Below are 2,524 nucleotides of genomic sequence, written 5' to 3' on the forward strand. Positions count from 1 at the left end.
AACATGTTATGATCTTTACATCATTTAATGGGACTTACAAACATGCTTAATAAAGTGATTTTAATTGGTCATTTAGGTGCCAATCCAGAAAGCAAAACTATGCCTTCTGGTGGTGAGGTGGTCAATTTTCGAATGGCAACGTCTGAGAGCTATACAGACAAGGCAACCAATAAGAAAGTAGACAAAACCGAATGGCATTCCATTGTGGTGTTTAATCCACATCTTGCAAAAATAGCTCTCCAGTATCTGAATAAGGGCAGCAAAGTTTATATCGAGGGGCGACTACAAACCCGTAAATGGCAAGATAAAAACGGTGTTGATCGCTATGTAACAGAAGTCATATTGCCTCAGTACAAAGGCGAGTTAAAGCTTTTAGATGGCAAAAATGATGATAATCAAGAGCCGTCATCATCTGCTTATGACAGAAGCATTTATAGACCTCTTGATACGCCCCATACCGTTATGAATGACAGTGTTCCTTTTTAAGGATATTATTGAATGAGGAAAGTGATCATGTTAAAGCAATTCTGTAAAGTTGTATATTTTGTGGGGTATGAATGATATGTACCAAGTTCAGCAAATTGCTAACTTCTTTCTTGAAAAGGGACGTGAAGAGAATATCCCAATTTCTCCTATGAAGCTCATTAAACTGGTGTATCTTGCGTATGGATGGATGTTAGCAGCTACAGGTAAGCGTCTCTTTCCTGATCGTATAGAAGCATGGCAGCATGGTCCCGTGATTCCGGCTCTTTATCATGAGTTTAAAGATTGGGGAAGGCGTTTTATCGATTGCTATTCTCGAACAGTTGATTTAGAGACAGGAGAAATTTTTGTCCCTAAAATGTCTAAAGATTCAGCTGATGAATATACAGTTAAGTTATTAGAGATTGTTTGGAATGCTTATAAGAATTTTGAACCTTGGCTTTTGCGTGAAATCTCTCATGAAAAAGGAGCACCTTGGGATAAAGTGTATGATCCACGGCGATGGGGGGTGGTGTTGAATGATGATGACATTAGAGAATATTTCACTAAAAAAATTAACGGATATTTGAAAGCTGCTGATGAAAGAGAATCCGTCCATTCATCTTGAGCAACTTCAGCGAGCTAGTAATACTGTTGAAGATGAAGATAAGTCGTCTGTATCATCGCAGCAGTTTTTTAAAGTTACTGCAGATTGTCGTTCTAGAGTAACAACTCATTATGCTGTTACAGAACAAGAAATAGAGTCGCTAAGAGACTGTGCAATGTACGCACATCATTTTGATACAGTAATGGGCATTTTGTTGGGTGCGCTCATATCTCTGTTTTTAGAATTGCTATGGGATTGTAGTCAATTTGGAACGAAGATAACAGTTGCAATTATAATAGCTGCTTTTGTTGTGTGGCTACGCAATTTGAAGAGAAAGACACAGTCAAGATCAGAGAAAATCTGGCAATATATCAAGAAGGCATCTGAGGGTATAAGTGAAAAAAAATAAAAAGAGGGGACGCCCTAAAATAGCAGGGCAGGTAAGAGAACCAAACGGACGTATATCACGTGCAAAAGCACCGCGTGAAGCCGTTGATAAATTGGCAATAGAAATGCGTGCAAAGCGCTTCGGTTTAACGCTACAAGAGGCAAAAAATCCACTTTCTGGTACCTATATCGGGCGGCTTTGCTTGCAAGGCGTGCTTACTCAAGAGCAATACGACGCCGCGCAACAGTACCTACAGATAAGGAATAATTACCTTTGTGCAAAGGGCTTGCCTAATGCGATTTATGACGAAATGCCGTCATCATCTGATGATAAAGCAAGAGACAAGTGGGTAGAGTTTGCAACAGAACAATTTTTTAATACGCAAGAAGCAATAAAAGAAGCGCAATGCCTCTATAGACAATATAACCTTTATGCAGCGTTACAGTACCTCGTCATAGAAGATCAAATGCTACCACATCTTGTGAATTCACTGCGCGTTGCTCTTAATGCGCTTGATAAGTATTTTGATCGTTAGGTTTACTGGCAATCAGATTTTAAACTTCTTAATCTTCTGCTTTCTTAATTTCATCTTTTAACTTCTTAATTTCATCTGTTAATTTCCTAATTTTATCATTTGCTACTGAAAGACTATATTCATTATAAACAAGAGCAATAATTGCTATTATAAAAGCAGTCCATAAGCTAATGATATCGAAATACCAAACTAGTAATATTACTAAAGACATCTTTTTTCTTTATTTAGGGGAAAATTTCATATCGAATTTATATTGATTCTATAATTGCATCAATATGTATCGTTTTCTTATTGACAAATTGTAGCAAATCGTATTTAATGTTATTACTGTACTTGGTCGTATTGTGTCTAAACGAGAGGCAGTGCAGTTTGGAATCCCCGCAAATGCGGGGTTTTTTATTATCTGGAGGGTGTATTTTATGACATCACAAAATACAGAACAGGCTCCACAACCGATTAAAAAGCGTATACCCCCAAAGGCAGGTCAAGGGCGTGTCAAAGGCGTTCCGAATAAGATGACGCGCATTTTAAA

Annotated in this window: 5 protein-coding genes; 4 read left to right on the forward strand and 1 reads right to left on the reverse strand. The window is 37.8% G+C overall.

Annotated elements, in window-relative coordinates:
* Window positions 1-42 precede the first annotated feature (42 nt).
* From ssb to ACFIKE_RS09325, 4 genes are all read left to right on the forward strand, one after another.
* Complete coding sequence (gene ssb, locus ACFIKE_RS09310) at window positions 43-486, forward strand: single-stranded DNA-binding protein (RefSeq protein WP_375649514.1); 444 nt, start codon at window positions 43-45, stop codon at window positions 484-486.
* A 76-nt stretch (window positions 487-562) separates the two neighbouring features.
* Complete coding sequence (locus ACFIKE_RS09315; RefSeq protein ID WP_375649516.1) at window positions 563-1,090, forward strand: Panacea domain-containing protein; 528 nt, start codon at window positions 563-565, stop codon at window positions 1,088-1,090.
* Window positions 1,062-1,478: a hypothetical protein gene (locus ACFIKE_RS09320; protein ID WP_375649519.1), complete on the forward strand. Its 417-nt coding sequence runs from the start codon at window positions 1,062-1,064 to the stop codon at window positions 1,476-1,478. Before ACFIKE_RS09315 ends, ACFIKE_RS09320 begins: the two co-directional genes overlap by 29 nt.
* On the forward strand, window positions 1,465-1,992 hold the full coding sequence (locus tag ACFIKE_RS09325; RefSeq protein ID WP_375649521.1) for a hypothetical protein: 528 nt from the start codon (window positions 1,465-1,467) through the stop codon (window positions 1,990-1,992). The genes ACFIKE_RS09320 and ACFIKE_RS09325 overlap by 14 nt, the downstream gene beginning before the upstream one ends.
* 28 nt (window positions 1,993-2,020) lie before the next feature.
* Here ACFIKE_RS09325 and ACFIKE_RS09330 read toward each other — a convergent pair whose 3' ends face one another.
* Window positions 2,021-2,203, reverse strand: a complete 183-nt coding sequence (locus ACFIKE_RS09330) for a hypothetical protein (protein WP_375649523.1) — start codon at window positions 2,201-2,203, stop codon at window positions 2,021-2,023.
* Between the last annotated feature and the right edge of the window lie 321 nt (window positions 2,204-2,524).

The sequence above is a fragment of the Bartonella sp. MU70NMGDW genome, from assembly GCF_042194085.1.
GTDB lineage: Bacteria > Pseudomonadota > Alphaproteobacteria > Rhizobiales > Rhizobiaceae > Bartonella > Bartonella grahamii.

Bases quoted from the DNA above. Each gene is read 5' to 3' on its own strand.
- ACFIKE_RS09315 (WP_375649516.1), top strand. From the start codon at position 563: ATGTACCAAGTTCAGCAAATTGCTAACTTCTTTCTTGAAAAGGGACGT.
- ACFIKE_RS09330 (WP_375649523.1), bottom strand. From the start codon at position 2,203: ATGTCTTTAGTAATATTACTAGTTTGGTATTTCGATATCATTAGCTTA.
- ssb (WP_375649514.1), top strand. From the start codon at position 43: ATGCTTAATAAAGTGATTTTAATTGGTCATTTAGGTGCCAATCCAGAA.
- ACFIKE_RS09320 (WP_375649519.1), top strand. From the start codon at position 1,062: ATGAAAGAGAATCCGTCCATTCATCTTGAGCAACTTCAGCGAGCTAGT.